This is a genomic window from Devosia sp., assembly GCF_014860165.1.
Taxonomy (GTDB): Bacteria; Pseudomonadota; Alphaproteobacteria; order Rhizobiales; family Devosiaceae; genus Devosia.
The window spans coordinates 40,213-53,275 of the sequence record NZ_JACZKG010000072.1; the positions used below are offsets into that span (position 1 = coordinate 40,213).

General features: G+C 64.4%; 18 protein-coding genes and 1 other RNA gene. 3 read left to right on the forward strand and 16 right to left on the reverse strand.

The window, feature by feature from the left end; all coding sequences use genetic code 11:
- Positions 1-2: 2 nt before the first annotated feature.
- The 8 genes from IH615_RS18430 to ruvC all read right to left on the reverse strand — a co-directional run bounded on the left by IH615_RS18430 (position 3) and on the right by ruvC (position 5,270).
- A complete protein-coding gene (locus tag IH615_RS18430; RefSeq protein ID WP_291364202.1) occupies positions 3-446 on the reverse strand; it encodes a biopolymer transporter ExbD in 444 nt (147 codons plus the stop codon).
- 1 nt (position 447) lies between these two features.
- Positions 448-1,158: a protein TolQ gene (tolQ, locus tag IH615_RS18435; RefSeq protein WP_291364203.1), complete on the reverse strand. Its 711-nt coding sequence runs from the start codon at positions 1,156-1,158 to the stop codon at positions 448-450.
- A 203-nt stretch (positions 1,159-1,361) separates the two neighbouring features.
- Positions 1,362-1,760 carry a tol-pal system-associated acyl-CoA thioesterase gene (ybgC, locus tag IH615_RS18440; protein ID WP_291364204.1) on the reverse strand — a complete coding sequence of 133 codons (399 nt, stop codon included), beginning with the start codon at positions 1,758-1,760 and terminating at the stop codon, positions 1,362-1,364.
- Positions 1,757-2,566, reverse strand: a complete 810-nt coding sequence (locus IH615_RS18445) for a metallophosphoesterase (protein WP_291364205.1) — start codon at positions 2,564-2,566, stop codon at positions 1,757-1,759. The genes ybgC and IH615_RS18445 overlap by 4 nt, the downstream gene beginning before the upstream one ends.
- A 43-nt stretch (positions 2,567-2,609) precedes the next feature.
- Positions 2,610-3,119, reverse strand: coding sequence for an NUDIX domain-containing protein (locus tag IH615_RS18450; RefSeq protein WP_291364206.1), 510 nt, complete (start codon positions 3,117-3,119; stop codon positions 2,610-2,612).
- Positions 3,116-4,114, reverse strand: a complete 999-nt coding sequence (ruvB, locus tag IH615_RS18455; RefSeq protein WP_291364501.1) for a Holliday junction branch migration DNA helicase RuvB — start codon at positions 4,112-4,114, stop codon at positions 3,116-3,118. The genes IH615_RS18450 and ruvB overlap by 4 nt, the downstream gene beginning before the upstream one ends.
- Before the next feature lie 35 nt (positions 4,115-4,149).
- Entirely contained in the window at positions 4,150-4,767 is a 618-nt protein-coding gene (gene ruvA / locus IH615_RS18460; protein WP_291364207.1) for a Holliday junction branch migration protein RuvA, read from the reverse strand.
- Entirely contained in the window at positions 4,764-5,270 is a 507-nt protein-coding gene (ruvC, locus tag IH615_RS18465) for a crossover junction endodeoxyribonuclease RuvC (protein ID WP_291364208.1), read from the reverse strand. Before ruvC ends, ruvA begins: the two co-directional genes overlap by 4 nt.
- A gap of 163 nt (positions 5,271-5,433) precedes the next feature.
- Here ruvC and IH615_RS18470 point away from each other — a divergent pair, with 163 nt between their 5' ends.
- On the forward strand, positions 5,434-6,180 hold the full coding sequence (locus IH615_RS18470; RefSeq protein WP_291364209.1) for a GGDEF domain-containing protein: 747 nt from the start codon (positions 5,434-5,436) through the stop codon (positions 6,178-6,180).
- A 116-nt stretch (positions 6,181-6,296) separates the two neighbouring features.
- Positions 6,297-7,079, forward strand: coding sequence for a GGDEF domain-containing protein (locus IH615_RS18475; RefSeq protein WP_291364210.1), 783 nt, complete (start codon positions 6,297-6,299; stop codon positions 7,077-7,079).
- Positions 7,080-7,131: 52 nt separating this feature from the next.
- On the opposite strand, the gene IH615_RS18480 is transcribed toward IH615_RS18475, so the two are convergent.
- From IH615_RS18480 to IH615_RS18515, 8 genes are all read right to left on the reverse strand, one after another.
- The gene (locus IH615_RS18480) at positions 7,132-7,878 is read right to left on the reverse strand and encodes a YebC/PmpR family DNA-binding transcriptional regulator (RefSeq protein ID WP_291364211.1); all 747 of its coding nucleotides are present in this window, start codon (positions 7,876-7,878) and stop codon (positions 7,132-7,134) included.
- A 75-nt stretch (positions 7,879-7,953) separates the two neighbouring features.
- A complete protein-coding gene (locus IH615_RS18485) occupies positions 7,954-8,769 on the reverse strand; it encodes a TIGR00282 family metallophosphoesterase (protein WP_291364212.1) in 816 nt (271 codons plus the stop codon).
- Positions 8,766-9,353, reverse strand: coding sequence for a 5-formyltetrahydrofolate cyclo-ligase (locus IH615_RS18490; RefSeq protein ID WP_291364214.1), 588 nt, complete (start codon positions 9,351-9,353; stop codon positions 8,766-8,768). The genes IH615_RS18485 and IH615_RS18490 overlap by 4 nt, the downstream gene beginning before the upstream one ends.
- 27 nt (positions 9,354-9,380) lie before the next feature.
- Positions 9,381-9,539: non-coding RNA, 6S RNA (ssrS, locus tag IH615_RS18495), on the reverse strand.
- A gap of 38 nt (positions 9,540-9,577) precedes the next feature.
- Positions 9,578-9,865 carry a type II toxin-antitoxin system RelE/ParE family toxin gene (locus IH615_RS18500; RefSeq protein WP_291364216.1) on the reverse strand — a complete coding sequence of 96 codons (288 nt, stop codon included), beginning with the start codon at positions 9,863-9,865 and terminating at the stop codon, positions 9,578-9,580.
- A gap of 2 nt (positions 9,866-9,867) precedes the next feature.
- Positions 9,868-10,131, reverse strand: a complete 264-nt coding sequence (locus IH615_RS18505) for a type II toxin-antitoxin system ParD family antitoxin (RefSeq protein ID WP_291364218.1) — start codon at positions 10,129-10,131, stop codon at positions 9,868-9,870.
- A gap of 56 nt (positions 10,132-10,187) precedes the next feature.
- Positions 10,188-10,565, reverse strand: a complete 378-nt coding sequence (gene zapA / locus IH615_RS18510; RefSeq protein WP_316356284.1) for a cell division protein ZapA — start codon at positions 10,563-10,565, stop codon at positions 10,188-10,190.
- Between the two features lie 4 nt (positions 10,566-10,569).
- Positions 10,570-10,857 (reverse strand): DUF4164 family protein, encoded by a 288-nt coding sequence (locus IH615_RS18515; protein ID WP_291364222.1) that lies wholly within the window; start codon positions 10,855-10,857, stop codon positions 10,570-10,572.
- 203 nt (positions 10,858-11,060) lie between these two features.
- On the opposite strand from IH615_RS18515, the gene tkt reads away from it, so the two are divergent.
- Positions 11,061-13,034 carry a transketolase gene (gene tkt, locus IH615_RS18520; RefSeq protein ID WP_291364224.1) on the forward strand — a complete coding sequence of 658 codons (1,974 nt, stop codon included), beginning with the start codon at positions 11,061-11,063 and terminating at the stop codon, positions 13,032-13,034.
- Positions 13,035-13,063 lie beyond the last annotated feature (29 nt).

Sequence of the window (13,063 nt, forward strand, 5' to 3'; positions counted from 1 at the left end):
GACTACTGTTCCGGCTGGGTGATGAGGCCGATCCTGGAAAAGCCTCCAGCCGACAGCAGGCCCATGACGCGCATGACGGCACCGTAATTGGCGCTGGTATCGCCGCGCAGGAAGATGCGGTCTTCCGCGCCGTTGACGCCGAGGGCGTTGAGCTGCGGGACGAGATCGGCTTCGTCGACCGGCGTCTCGTCGATGAACACGGCGCCCTCGGGCGTGACGGCCACGGTCACCGGATCAGCCTGGTTGGGCATGGCCGCGGCCGCCGAGCTCGGCAGGTCGATCGGCACGCCGGCCGTCATCATCGGCGCGGCCACCATGAAGATGATCAGCAGCACCAGCATCACGTCCACCATCGGCGTGATGTTGATTTCACTCATGATCGCTTTCTTGCGGCCACGGCGGCGGCGTCCGCCGCCCCCGCCACCGGCTGATGCACCCATGGCCATATCAGCGGCTCCGCGCTTCGAGCTGGCGGCTGAGAATCGTCGAGAATTCGTCGGCAAAGCCCTCGAGCCGGCCGATCATCTTGGCAGAGTCGGAACTCAGCTTGTTATAGGCGATAACCGCCGGGATAGCCGCAACCAGGCCGATGGCCGTGGCGAACAAGGCTTCGGCGATCGGGCCCGCGACGACGGCAAGGCTGGTATTGGACGAGGCGGCAATGGCAGTGAACGCGTTCATGATGCCCCAGACCGTGCCGAACAGCCCGATGAACGGGCCGGCCGAGCCGATGGTGGCGAGGAAGCCGAGGCGCTTTTCGAGATTCTCGCTCTCGCGGGCAATGGCGACGTCGAGCACCTTGTCGAGGCGCTGCTGCATGCCCACGAAGCTTGCAGCATTCTGCTCGTGGCTGCGCTTCCATTCCTTCATGGCCGCAACGAATACCGCACCCAGCCCGCCCGACGGCTTTTCCGCCTGCTGCTGATAGAGCTCCTCGAGCGACTGGCCCGACCAGAATATCCGCTCGAACTTGTTCATTTCGCTGTTGGTGCGGCGATAGGTGATGGTCTTGTCCACGATGATGGCCCAGCACCAGATCGAGGCGCCCAGCAGGCCCAGCATGACCGATTTCACGATCCAGTCGGCGGCCCAGAACAGGCCCCAGATGGACAAATCAGCGTGCGGAGCAACGGCCCCCACAGCGTCAACGGCTTCCATGTAGTGATCCTTTTCGGCCCGGTTTCATGCACCCGACCCTCAAGCATCAGGCGATGGGGTCGAAATCTGTCAAAATTAAGAGAAATGCCCGGAGAGCCGGCCCTTTCCGGGATGGCTGCCGAACACGTGTTCGCTTTGCCGCAATTATGGTCAAGGAGAGGTTAACAAACCGAGTCGGCAGCCATGCGCCGAAGGGCCGGCGCCTATGGCTTTGGCGCAAAGCGGGTAAGGATTTCGCGGGGCATTCGTGCGGCGCCGCCGGCAGTCTTGATGGCCACGACCACCACAGTGGCCCGGGTCAACACCTTCTCATCACGCAGAATTGCCTGGTTCAGCGTCAGCCGCGCGCCGCTGATGGCCGCGACCTCGGTCGTGACGGTGAGCAGGTCATCGATATGGGCGGCGCCATCAAAGGCGATCTCCATCGAGCGGACGGCAAAGGCGATGCCTTGCCCGGCCAGCTCGGAATGGTGGATACCCTCGTCGCGCAGGAATTCGGTGCGGCCTCGCTCGAAGAATTTGAGATAGGCCGCGTGATAGACGTTCCCCGAAAAGTCGGTGTCCTCGTAATAGATGCGAACGGGAAAGGCGTGCCGGGTCATCGTTGCGCCCCTCCCAGTTCGATCAGCACCAGTTCCGGCCGCGTGCCGATGCGCAGCGGCAGGCCCGAATAGCCCAGTCCCGCACTGACGATCAACTGCTTGCGCCCGTCGGTGAAGTGGCCGTGGACATAGCGGCTGCCATGCCGCGACGGCACCACGGGCGTGCGCCCGAACAGCCGCACCTGCCCGCCATGGGTATGGCCCGAAAGCGTCAGCGCCACCCGCTCCGGCGTATCGGGGAACAGATCGGGCTCGTGCGCCATCAGCACGATGGGCTCGTCGGTATCCACCTGTGCCAATGTCGCTTCCATGTCATCCACGCCCAGCCCCTTCAGGTAGCCATGCGACCCCCGGGCGAAGGCGAACTGATCGCCCAGGCCGGCCAGCCAGAAGCCGCCGCCGCCATGGGCAATGCGTACCGCGCGGTTGACATAGACTGCGATGCCCACCGCTCGCAGCGCGGTTTCCGAGGCCGTCTCACGCTCGGCCAGATCGTGCCGCTCATAGCCGTCATAGTCGTGGTTGCCCAATATGGCATGCACGCCCAATGGGGCGGCGAGGCTCGACAGCGCCCCCGCCCAGTCATGCGCATGCAATTCGCGACTGAAGCGCGGGCCCGCAGCATAATCGCCCAGCAACAGCGCGATATCGGGCTGGAGGGCATTGGCCTGGGCACAGATCGCGTGCAGCCGCGCCGCCGTCATCCATGGGCTACAGGCATGGATGTCGCTGAGCACAACGAGCCGCAGCCTCATGGCCTCCGGCCAGCCATGAAGGCTCAGTGCGTAGCGGGCGACGAACGTCACCGGGACAAACCCGTTACCGGCCCGATCAGGCCGCCATACCGCCTCACGCCGTTGGCTCCGCTTCGTGGAAGATCACATGCCCCGACAGGTCCGGCAGCGCGCGCAGCCGCTCGGGCAGCCATGGCGGCAGGAGACGCGCCTCGGTCAGGTCGGGCCCTTCCAGCGGCAGCCAGGAGAACTGCAGCAGATGCCCCTCATCCTCCCGCACGAGAAAGGGTTGCGCCCCACCCGGCCCGACATCCTCGGGCAGCTCGATCGCATAGATGAAACCGAGCTCGTGGAAGCGCTCACCCACCCGCCCGTAAAAGCTCTCCGAGGTGAAGAGCAGCGGCCCCACCTCGACAGCCATGACCAGTTCCTCGGCGATTTCCCGCACCAGCGCCAGGTCGCTGGGCTCGCCCATTTCGACGCGGCCGCCGGGCAGCATGCAGTAATCGTCATCGTCCTCGCGGCAGACCAGCACATGCCCGTCGCGGATGGCCACGCCAGCCACCCGATAGTTGAAGCGGGTGCCGCCGACCGGAAAGCTGAGCATGGTGCGCAGGCTGGTCATTCTTCCTCCGGCTCCTCGAACAGGCTCGCCTGCAGGCCGACAAAGCCCTGCGGCACGGTCTTGCCCAGATGCTGGAAGGCCGCGCCGGTCAGCATGCGGCCGCGCGGCGTGCGCTGGATGAAGCCCTGCTGGATCAGATAGGGCTCGACGATTTCCTCGATGGCATCGCGCGGCTCGCTGAGCGCCGCGGCGATGGTCTCGATACCGACCGGGCCGCCATTGTAGAAATCGGCAATCGTGGTGAGGTAGCGCCGGTCGAGCTGGTCGAGCCCGCGCGCATCCACATCGAGCCGCAGCAGCGCCTTGTCGGCAATCGCCCGGGTAATCTCGCCGGCATTCTCCACCAGCGCAAAATCGGTGACCCGACGCAGCAGCCGCCCGGCAATGCGCGGCGTACCGCGCGAACGACGGGCGATCTCCATCGCCCCGTCCGGTGCCATCGGCATGCCCAAGAGCCGCGCCCCGCGCTGCACAATCTGCACCAGCTCCTCGGGCGTGTAGAAATTGAGCCGCACCGGAATGCCGAACCGGTCGCGCAACGGCGTGGTCAGCAGGCCCGCGCGCGTCGTGGCGCCCACTAGCGTGAATTTGGCCAGATCGATCCGCACCGAGCGGGCGGCGGGACCCTCCCCAATGATCAGATCAAGCTGGAAATCCTCCATCGCCGGATAGAGCACCTCCTCTATCGCCGAATTGAGCCGGTGAATCTCGTCGATGAACAGCACGTCCCGCTCTTCGAGATTGGTCAGCAACGCCGCCAGGTCCCCCGCCTTGGCGATGACAGGACCGGATGTGGCCCGGAAGCCAACCCCCAGCTCACGCGAAATGATCTGCGCCAGCGTGGTCTTGCCCAGGCCCGGCGGACCGACAAACAGCACATGGTCGAGCGCCGCGCCCCGCTGCTTGGCCGCCTTGATGAAGACTTCAAGATTGGCGCGCGCCGCCGCCTGCCCGACGAACTCGGAAAAGCCGGAAGGGCGCAGGGACACATCCAGCGGATCGTCACGGCCGGCGGCGGGGGAGGTGAGGGTCACGAGCTCAACTCCCTAAGCCCCATGCGGATCAACGTCTCCGTCTTCACCCCATCCCCCTCGCGCGCCACGATCCTGGCCAGCGCGGCCGAGGCCTGGGCACTAGAATAGCCCAGATTGACCAGCGCCGAGACAGCGTCCGTGATGGCCGATGGTGCCATGCCTTCGCCCAAAGCCGCCTGCAGCCCCAACGTACCCGCATCGATACCCGGGCCCACGGGCGCCTTGCCCTTGAGCTCGGTAACCAGCCGCACCGCCAGCTTGGGCCCGACGCCATTAGCGCGGCCGATCATCGCCTTGTCCTGCAGCGCCACGGCGCTCGAAAGCTCCGACGGCGACAGCACCGAAAGGATGGACAGCGCCACGCGCGCACCAACGCCCTGGACCGTCATCAGCAGGTTGAACCAGCCCTTCTCGGCTTCGCTGGAAAAGCCGTAGAGCCGGATCATGTCCTCGCGCACGATGGTTTCGATGAACACCACCGTCGCCTCGCCGACCCGCGGCAAAGCCTGCAACGTCCGGCTGGAGCAGAACGCCTCGTAGCACACGCCGCCGCAATCGATCAGCACATGGTCGTCGCCGAAGCTGTCCACCAGCCCCTTGAGCTTGCCGATCATGCCAGCGCCCTCAGCCGCTGATTCGATACGCGGTGATGGGCATGGCAGATGGCAATCGCCAGCGCATCGGCGGCATCGGCGCCCTTAAAATCGGCCGCCGGCAGCAATGTCTTGACCATGAGCTGGATCTGTCCCTTGTCGGCATGACCGGTGCCGACCACCGATTTCTTGACCAGGTTGGCTGCATATTCGCTGACCGGCAGGCCTCGCGCCGCCGGCGTCAGCAGCGCCACCCCGCGTGCCTGTCCCAGGATCAGTGCCGAGCGCGCCCCGGCATTGACGAAAGTTTCCTCCACCGCGGCCTCGTCGGGCGCGAAGCGATCGAGCACCTCGCCCAGGCCGGCAAACAGGATCGCCAGGCGCTCGGCCAACGATCCGTCGACCGGGGGCGTCACCGTGCCGGCCGCCACGAAGGTCAGCCGGTTGCCCAGGGTCTCGATCACCCCCCAGCCGCAGCGGCGCAGGCCGGGATCGATGCCAATGATTCGGGTAGCAGCACTCATGCGCCCATCCTTAATGAAGCCGTCGCAGCCTACCAAGCCCGATGTGAACAAAAAGGCAACGCCGTCGGTGGAAAAGCCCGAATAGATAAAATCGCGTCCATCCCGCAAACACCATCTTCAAACCGCGACCTATAGGGTCCTGGCGGGAATGCAGGGGCGCATCATGACAGAACTTCATCGGGACCTTCCGAAGCGCGCCTGGCTGCGCATCTATCGGGTCACCGGCGCCATCACGCTCATCTCGGTGGCCCTGTCGGTGGTCTTCACCAACATGATCATGGAAATCTTCTCGGCCGGCATAAACGTGCAGGGGCTGGCCGTTTCCATCCTCATGCCGCTGGTGCTGGGTGGTCCGATGATCTTCGTGCTCATGCTCCGCCAGGAGCAGTTGCGCCACGCCAATGGCCAGCTCGAACATCTGGCGACCACCGATTGGCTGACCGCCTGCCTCAACCGCGGCGCCTTTACCGGCGCCGTCACCCGCTATCTCGACCGGCACCCGTCCACAGGCGGCGCATTGCTGATTGTGGATGCCGACGACTTCAAGGGCGTCAACGACCGCTTCGGCCACGATGCCGGCGACGCTGCGCTGCGACTGATCGCCGGCGCCATCCGCCAGGCCGTGCGCAGCAGCGATCCCGTTGGCCGGCTGGGTGGCGAGGAATTCGGCGTGTTTCTCGCCGATTCCGATGTCGCCGCCGCCGATCACGTGGCCGAGCGCATCCGCCGCTCGGTATCGGCCATCGATTTCGCGCCGGACGGCATGCCCTGCCCGCTCTCGGTCAGCATCGGCGGCGCAACCTACGAGACGCGCGCCCCGTTCGGAGAGCTTTACCGGCTGGCCGACCGGCACCTCTACGAAGCCAAGAATACCGGCCGCGACCGTGTCGCCATTATGCAGGCCGCCTGATGGAGACCCCGACCGCCTGACCACCTGTCCATTTTGTTCATTTCCTGCCGCGCCGCACCGTCTCCCCTGCCCCGTCAGGTGGCGGATTTGCCCTTTCAAAGCCGAGAGAATTGCAAATGATGCCTTCCAAGACTTTGACTGCACTGCAAAGCTGGTCCAGCGTCGGCCGCTGGACCCTGTTTGGCACCACGGCTTGCGTCGTGATTTCGGTGATCTTCAACGCCCTGATGTTCGGCGATCTTGGTCCGGCGGCGCTGCAGCGCTCCATCGTCAGCGCCGTCGTGCTCCCCGTCATGCTGGGGGTGCCGCTGTTCTTCTATATGAGCATCAGGGTGCGCGGCCTGGCGATCACCAACCGGCGGCTTGGGCTGGTGGCCCGCACCGACAGCCTGACCGCCTGCCTCAATCGCGGTGCATTTACCAGCAAGGTGGGGTCTCTGCTCGCCCACCGACCCTACGGCGCCAACGGCGCGCTGCTGATGATCGACGCCGACAATTTCAAGGCCATCAATGACCTGTTCGGGCATGATGCAGGGGACGAGGCGCTGACCATTATCGCGCGCTCCATCCGCACCATCCTGCGGGCCGGGGACCTGGTGGGACGCATGGGCGGCGAGGAGTTCGGCGTCTACCTGCCCGATGTCGACCAGCGCGGTGCCGAGACCGTGGCCGAACGCATCCGCCGCTCGGTAAACCTGGCGGTGTTTGCGCCGGACGGGCAGCAGCGCTCGCTCTCAGTCAGCATCGGCGGCGTTGCCTTCGACGGACCTGCCGGCTTTTCCGAGCTGTTCCGCATTGCCGACCAGCGCCTCTATGGCGCCAAGCAGACCGGCCGTAACCGCGTCACCGTGGTTCACGTCAACGACTACCCGGTGATCGACCTCAAGCGCAGTGCATGAAAAAGGGCGGCGCCTGATGGCACCGCCCCCTGTTCAGATTGGCCTGCCGCCTTCAGGCCTCGAGCTTGGCCGCTTCTTCGTCGCTCATCTCGAAGTTCGTGTAGACGTTCTGCACGTCATCGTCTTCCTCGAGCGTCGCAATCAGCTTCATCAGCGACGCGCCCTTGTCGGCATCGATCGGCGTATTGGTCTGCGGCTTCCACACAGCCTTGACCGATTCGGCCTCGCCCAGCACCTTTTCGAGCGCCGCCGCGACTTCCACCATCGCTTCGAACGAGGTGGTGATGTAGTGGCCTTCCTCGTCGCTCTCGACATCGTCGGCGCCGGCCTCGATGGCCGCTTCCATCACCTTGTCTTCCGAACCCGCCTTGAGCGGGTAGGTGATCTCGCCAACCTTGTCGAACATGAAGCCGACCGAGTTGGTTTCGCCCATCGCGCCGCCGCTCTTGGAGAAGTAGGAGCGGACGTTGGAGGCAGTACGGTTGCGATTGTCGGTCAGCGTTTCGACGATGATGGCGACGCCGCCCGGGCCATACCCCTCGTAGCGGATCTCGTCATAGTTCTCGCCGTCCGAACCGATCGCCTTCTTGATGGCGCGATCGATATTGTCCTTGGGCATGGACTGGGCGCGGGCATTGGTCACCGCCAGGCGCAGGCGCGAATTGAATGCCGGGTCCGGCATGCCCATCTTGGCCGCCACGGTGATTTCGCGCGCCAGCTTGGAGAAGATCTTGGAGCGCACCGCGTCGGACTTGCCTTTGCGGTGCATGATGTTTTTGGCGTGTGAATGGCCGGCCATCGGTCACTCCCCTCATGTCTGGAATTCTGGATTGGTGGCGCGTTATAGGCAAGCGCGCGGCGATTGTGAAGCGGGCTAGAACAGTGGCTCCGCCTGCGCCAGCGTGCCACCAATCCGCACAGGCAGTACCTTGACTGCCAGCCCGCTGCGCGGATCGGTCTCGACCGCCACGCCGCACAGCGTCGCTTCGCCTTCGGCCGGCGTGAACCGCCCATTGGCGATGCCGGTCAAAAAGCGGTTGAGCGGCTCTTCGGCATCGACGCCGATGATGGAGTCGAAATCCCCGCACATGCCCGCATCGGCCATCAGCGCCGTGCCGCCCTTGAGGATGCGCTGGTCGGAGGTGGGAATATGGGTATGGGTGCCCACGACCAGGCTCACCCGCCCATCCATGAAGAAGCCCATGCCCTGGATTTCCGAAGTCGCTTCGGTGTGGAAATCGACGATAACAGCATCGGCCTGTTCGCCAAGCGGACAGGCCGCTACCGCTGCCTCGACGGCGCGGAACGGATCGTCGGCGGGCCCCATGAACACGCGGCCGAGCGCGTTGATGACCAGTACGCGATGGCCGTTGCGACCCTCCAGGAACATGGCGCCGCGCCCCGGCGTACCCTCGGGCATGTTGATCGGCCGCAACAGGGTGTTCTCGCGCTCGATATAGCTCAGCGTATCGCGCTGGTCGAAGGCGTGATCGCCCAAGGTCACGATATCGGCGCCGGCATCGCGCAGGCCCTGGAAATGTGGCTCGGTGAGCCCACGGCCATGGCTGGCATTCTCGCCGTTGATCACCACGAAATCGAATTTGTAGCGCTCGATGATCCCGGGCAGCCGCTCGGCCACGGCATCGCGGCCGGAGCGGCCCACCACATCGCCCAGAAACAGAAACCTCATGCCGTGGTGCCGAAATGGCGGACACCGGCCTCGGTGACGATGATATCGAGCGGCACGTCATGCGGCTCACGCGGAATGCGATCGAGTTCCTGCGCCGCAAAGGCGAGGCCGACGAGTATCGGCCTTTTGCTCATGCTGGCGAGGGTCCGGTCATAATAGCCGCCGCCATAGCCCAGGCGCGTGCCGCGATTGTCAAAGCCCAGCAGCGGCATGATGACGATATCGGGCTCGGCGCGTGGCGCCAGGTCGGACGGCGCCAGGGTACCGAAACCGGACTCATAGAGCGAAGCGCCCTGCTCCCAGACGCGCAGATCGAGCGGCTCCTCGGGCCCCATGACCACAGGCAGCACCACCTTCTGGTTGCTGTCCATCAACTTGACCAGGATGGGCTGGCAGTCGAGCTCGTCGCGAATGCGCCAGTAGGCCGCAACCACATCGCTCGCCTGCAGGGGGACGGAGTTGAAGAAGTGCTGGGCCGCGGCAATCGCCGCATCGGCGCGCTCGCCATGGTCCAGCGAGGCTCGCGCAGCCCGGGCCCGGTTCCGCAACGCCGCCTTGGCTTCCTCGATCAACGCGTCAACCATGGGGCGTACTGCAACCTGCTCAGACAATAAGGTGCCGCCCTGGCCGTGGGATACACGATCCCGGGAACCTACTTTACGTAGGTGGGCGCCGTATGTCTGAGCCCAGGGGCCCAGTCAGGGACAGCTCCCTTAGGATCGTTAAGGCCCCGGGGATAAAGGTATCCTTCACGCACCGGGCAGCAGCCCAGATATAGGCGCTTTGGGTGGCCGTGCAAAGGGAGAAGCTAGAGCAGATCGAACCAATTCTGCAGGCCGTGGAGAATGCGGAGCACGACCACATCCTCGTTCTCGACGACATAGAGGATGTTGTGAGACCCGCAGGGCATAAGGCGAACTGTCTGTTGCGATGCTTGTCGTTCAGCCGCAAGGTACGGCATGTCCGCCAGGCGCTCGAACATGTCGATCAGCTTCGATGTATATTGCCGCGCATGATTGTCGCCGAAATTGAGCATGCCGTCTTCAGCAATGTGCTGCATATCCAGTGCAGCACTTTCGACGATGAACCATGCCATCGCTACGCTGACTTGCGTGCTTCGACAGCAGTCCTGGCGCGGGACATAACCCTCTCTATCAGTTCGTCACGGGTGATCTCGACCCTGCCGCTGGCCAGCGCCTCATCCACCATCTGCTGCAGCTTTTCCCGCGCCTCCGCCCGCTCCTGGTCGCGCCGCACCAGGTCGCGGACATAGTCGCTGCTATTGCCGTAGCGGCCGGTCGCGACCTGCTCTTCGACCCATTGCTTCATCTTGTCGGGAAGGGAAACGTTCATCGTGGCCATGGCTGGTCTCCTTTGGAGCCAATCTAGGCCTTTTGGCAATCTTTGCCAAGCTCGTGCTACCCCTGCGGAACCGGCGCCGCTTCATCCAGCGCGCCGGCAACGCCCTCGAGGGCCTTCGCCGCATCGCTGAGCTTGCTGGCAAACCTGGCCTCCAGCGCCTCGATCTCGGCGGCCACTTCCTGCCCGGCACGGGTCAAAACCAGCACTTCGGTCTCGAGCGCCTTGATGCGCTTTTCCGCCTCGGCCAGCTCGTCCACCACGGCGATCCCGGCCATGACAGTCAGCCTGTTATCGCCGATTTCGCCGACCGCCCCCTTGAGCGCCTCGACATGCGTGTTGAACCGATCGGCCAGCCCGATCAGGCGCTGCTGCTGGCCCTCTTCGCAGGCCATGCGATACTTGCGGCCGTTGATCTCGACATTGACTTCGGGCACTGCGCTACTCCGCCTTGGCCAGCACTTCGCGGACCGTCTCCATCGCCTCGACCAGCCGGCGCGACACGTCATGCGCGCTGTCGTCGAGGCGCTTGGCGCGGGCGGCGGTCTTGTCGAGCTCGGTGGCAAGGCGCGCACGCTCATGCACCAGCCGCTGCGTATCGACCTCGATGCGATTATGCTGGCGCAGGCGCGTGGTGAGGTTCCGCACCGATTGGTCCAGCCGGGCCATCGCACGATCGAAGCGCGCATTGGCGGATACCAACCCGTCTTCAGGTTCCGTCTCACTCATTGTTACTACGGTCCTCTGTGTCAGGCGATTCCAGCGCGCTCAGCGTGCCCCAGCGCTCACCGCAATGCAACCTTTAGGCCGCGGCGGCGGTGGCGCTGTCATTGACAGGATAGGCGAACCTGTTATGCCTCGAACCCGCCTTTGGGAGGAGGCTTTCGGCGCCTCTTCTCCCCAGATTTCAGCCCTGAGAAAGCGCAATCCCGATGACGAATACCGCTCAGCAGAACGATTTGGCCAATGCGATCCGCTCCCTGTCGATGGACGCGGTCGAGAAAGCCAATTCCGGCCATCCGGGTCTTCCCATGGGCTGCGCCGACATCGCCACCGTGCTCTTCACCAAGGTGATGAAGTTCGATCCATCAGACAGCAAGTGGGCCGATCGCGACCGCTTCATCCTCTCGGCCGGCCATGGCTCGATGCTGCTCTACTCCTCGCTCTACCTCTTGGGCTACGAGGACATGACCATCGACCAGGTCAAGAATTTCCGCCAGCTCGGCAGTAAGACCGCCGGTCATCCCGAATACCACTTCGCCCAGGGCATCGAGACCACCACCGGCCCGCTCGGCCAGGGCCTCGCCAATTCGGTTGGCTTTGCCGTTGCGGAAGCCAAGCTGGCTGCCGAATTCGGCGCCGATATCGTCGATCACTACACCTGGGTGCTGGCCGGTGACGGCTGCCTGATGGAGGGCATTTCCCAGGAAGCCATCGCCCTGGCCGGCCACCTCAAGCTCAACAAGCTCGTGGTCATCTGGGACAACAATTCGATCACCATCGACGGCGCCGTCTCGAACTCGGATTCGACCGACCAGATCGCCCGCTTCAAGGCCTGCCAGTGGAACACCATCGAGATCGACGGCCATGACCAGGATGCCATCGAAGCCGCCCTGCTGGCCGCCAAGAAGTCCGACAAGCCGACCCTGATCGCCGCCAAGACCACTATCGGCTTCGGCGCGCCCAAGAAGGCCGGCACCGAAAAGGTGCATGGCGCCCCACTGGGCGCCGAGGAACTGGCCGGCGCCAAGGCCGCGCTCGGCATCACCTATCCCGCCTTCGAAATCCCGACCGAGGTCCTCAACACCTGGCGCGCCGCCGGCAAGCGCTCGCAGAACATCCGCGGCGAATGGCAGTCGCGCCTCGCCGTTTCACCCATGAAGGCCGAATTCGAGCGCCGCATGAAGGGCGACCTGCCTGATGCCTTCAAGCCCGCTATCGACGCCTACAAGAAGAAGCTGGTCGAGGATAAGCCCAAGGTCGCGACCCGCAAGTCGAGCCAGATGGCGCTCGACATCATCAATGCCGTGCTGCCCGAGACCCAGGGCGGCTCGGCCGACCTGACGCATTCGAACCTGACCAACACCAAGGAAATGGTGCCGTTCCAGGCCAACAACTACAATGGCCGCTACATGATGTATGGCATCCGCGAGCACGAAATGGCGGCAGCCATGAACGGCATCGCGCTCCATGGCGGCCTCATTCCCTATGGCGGCACGTTCATGGTCTTTACCGACTATGCCCGCCCGTCGATCCGCCTCGCGGCGCTGATGGAACAGCGCGCCATCTATGTCATGACCCATGACTCGATTGGCCTCGGCGAAGACGGCCCGACCCACCAGCCGGTGGAACACCTGACCGCCCTGCGCGCCATTCCGAACCTGCTGGTCTTCCGCCCGGCCGATGCCGTGGAAGCCCTCGAATGCTGGCAACTGGCGCTGGAATCGACCACGGCGCCGTCCATCCTGGCCCTCAGCCGCCAGAACCTGCCGGCCCTGCGCACCGAGTACCAGGCCGAGAACCTTTGCGCCAAGGGCGGCTATGTCATTGCCGGTGACAAGAACGCCGATGTCGTGATCTTCGCCACCGGCTCGGAAGTGGCCATCGCCGTCGAAGCCCAGAAGCAGCTGGCCGAGCAGGGCATTGCCGCCAAGGTCGTCTCGGTTCCGTCCATGGAACTGCTGGCCAGGCAGTCGGAGGCCTACAAGGCCGAGCTCTACGGCAATGCCAAGGCGCGCGTCGCCATCGAAGCCGGCATCGAGATGAGCTGGAGCAAGCTGCTGGGCGACAAGGGTCGCTTTGTCGGCATGCACAGCTTCGGCGCCTCCGGCCCGATCGATGCCCTTTACGACCACTTTGGCATTACGTCCAAAGCCGTTGTTGAAGCCGTCACCGCGCAGTTGTAAGACACCGCCGCCCTCCCTTTCCTAACTCC

Coding starts and splice junctions, on each gene's coding strand:
- IH615_RS18430 (WP_291364202.1), bottom strand. CDS start 446: ATGGCCATGGGTGCATCAGCCGGTGGCGGGGGCGGCGGACGCCGCCGC.
- tolQ (WP_291364203.1), bottom strand. CDS start 1,158: ATGGAAGCCGTTGACGCTGTGGGGGCCGTTGCTCCGCACGCTGATTTG.
- ybgC (WP_291364204.1), bottom strand. CDS start 1,760: ATGACCCGGCACGCCTTTCCCGTTCGCATCTATTACGAGGACACCGAC.
- IH615_RS18450 (WP_291364206.1), bottom strand. CDS start 3,119: ATGACCAGCCTGCGCACCATGCTCAGCTTTCCGGTCGGCGGCACCCGC.
- ruvA (WP_291364207.1), bottom strand. CDS start 4,767: ATGATCGGCAAGCTCAAGGGGCTGGTGGACAGCTTCGGCGACGACCAT.
- ruvC (WP_291364208.1), bottom strand. CDS start 5,270: ATGAGTGCTGCTACCCGAATCATTGGCATCGATCCCGGCCTGCGCCGC.
- IH615_RS18470 (WP_291364209.1), top strand. CDS start 5,434: ATGACAGAACTTCATCGGGACCTTCCGAAGCGCGCCTGGCTGCGCATC.
- IH615_RS18475 (WP_291364210.1), top strand. CDS start 6,297: ATGATGCCTTCCAAGACTTTGACTGCACTGCAAAGCTGGTCCAGCGTC.
- IH615_RS18480 (WP_291364211.1), bottom strand. CDS start 7,878: ATGGCCGGCCATTCACACGCCAAAAACATCATGCACCGCAAAGGCAAG.
- IH615_RS18485 (WP_291364212.1), bottom strand. CDS start 8,769: ATGAGGTTTCTGTTTCTGGGCGATGTGGTGGGCCGCTCCGGCCGCGAT.
- IH615_RS18490 (WP_291364214.1), bottom strand. CDS start 9,353: ATGGTTGACGCGTTGATCGAGGAAGCCAAGGCGGCGTTGCGGAACCGG.
- IH615_RS18500 (WP_291364216.1), bottom strand. CDS start 9,865: ATGGCATGGTTCATCGTCGAAAGTGCTGCACTGGATATGCAGCACATT.
- IH615_RS18505 (WP_291364218.1), bottom strand. CDS start 10,131: ATGGCCACGATGAACGTTTCCCTTCCCGACAAGATGAAGCAATGGGTC.
- IH615_RS18515 (WP_291364222.1), bottom strand. CDS start 10,857: ATGAGTGAGACGGAACCTGAAGACGGGTTGGTATCCGCCAATGCGCGC.
- tkt (WP_291364224.1), top strand. CDS start 11,061: ATGACGAATACCGCTCAGCAGAACGATTTGGCCAATGCGATCCGCTCC.